General features: G+C 37.9%; 2 protein-coding genes. Both read left to right on the forward strand.

The window, feature by feature from the left end; translation table 11 throughout:
- A partial coding sequence (locus CNE01S_RS25685; protein WP_218009462.1) for a hypothetical protein occupies positions 1 to 208 on the forward strand: 208 nt, incomplete at its 5' end.
- Between the two features lie 98 nt (positions 209 to 306).
- Positions 307 to 726, forward strand: a complete 420-nt coding sequence (locus CNE01S_RS25445; RefSeq protein WP_138089237.1) for a hypothetical protein — start codon at positions 307 to 309, stop codon at positions 724 to 726.
- Positions 727 to 907: the final 181 nt, after the last annotated feature.

A 907-nucleotide genomic window follows, 5' to 3' on the forward strand; every position in this document is an offset into this window, starting at 1 on the left:
AAATTTTGAAGATAAAAATAAATTTGAATCTGAGATTAATATGGTGTGTGCGGATTTGTATAAAACCGCACTTTCACATTATCTTTCAAATCATAATACTGAATTTTTATTTAACAATCTAAGACTACAACTTTTAATCTCAGAGGAGGAGGTGGAGGCTATTGAACGTTATATGCGTCTTTTAAATGAGTTAGCATCATGTCGCTAAATCTATTTTTCCTTTGAGAACACTATGAGAATAGGCTGGGCCGTTATATTACGGTCCGTGATGCGTCTACCTTACTTAACAATGCGGAATGCTTTTATATGCGTAACATATTATTAAATGCTGCACTCGTATTGGCTTGTATAGTATCAATACCTGTATATGCCAACCCGGATGATTCATGTGACGGCGAACAAACCATCTTTGATGCATATGCCATTAAGGGAGGTAAGCACGTTGGTGTGTGTTATGTCGCTGGAAATGTTCGTTATGTGTACGGCAAGGATTCCGGTAAGCCTGAGATTTTACTGAATGTACCTGCTGAGAAAGTTGCTTTCAGTATGTCTGCAAATGGAGATCAAAGCGTCACCATTCCTAATGGTGAATTTAGCTATACCGTAGGTGAATATCTGCGAGGTGGCCCATTTATTCAGGTGTGGAAAGGGCAGAAATTTATTACTGAGGTCAAGTTAAATGGGACTACCTCTGAAAACAATATTGAAAATTATATCAATCATTAATGTCCTATTTAGGATAAGGAATCTCATTATGAATATGCTGACTTCAATTCGTCATTCTTTTTTAATCTCAGGTCTTTTATTAGCAAGCTTTCAGGTCGTTGCTTCCGATACACCGATAAAAGTGGATTCCCATGGCGAGCAACTCAGAGCAGGTACAGTCTCTTTTCCCGTATGGCGTTAC

It is taken from the genome of Cedecea neteri NBRC 105707 = ATCC 33855 (assembly GCF_001571265.1).
GTDB lineage: Bacteria > Pseudomonadota > Gammaproteobacteria > Enterobacterales > Enterobacteriaceae > Cedecea > Cedecea neteri.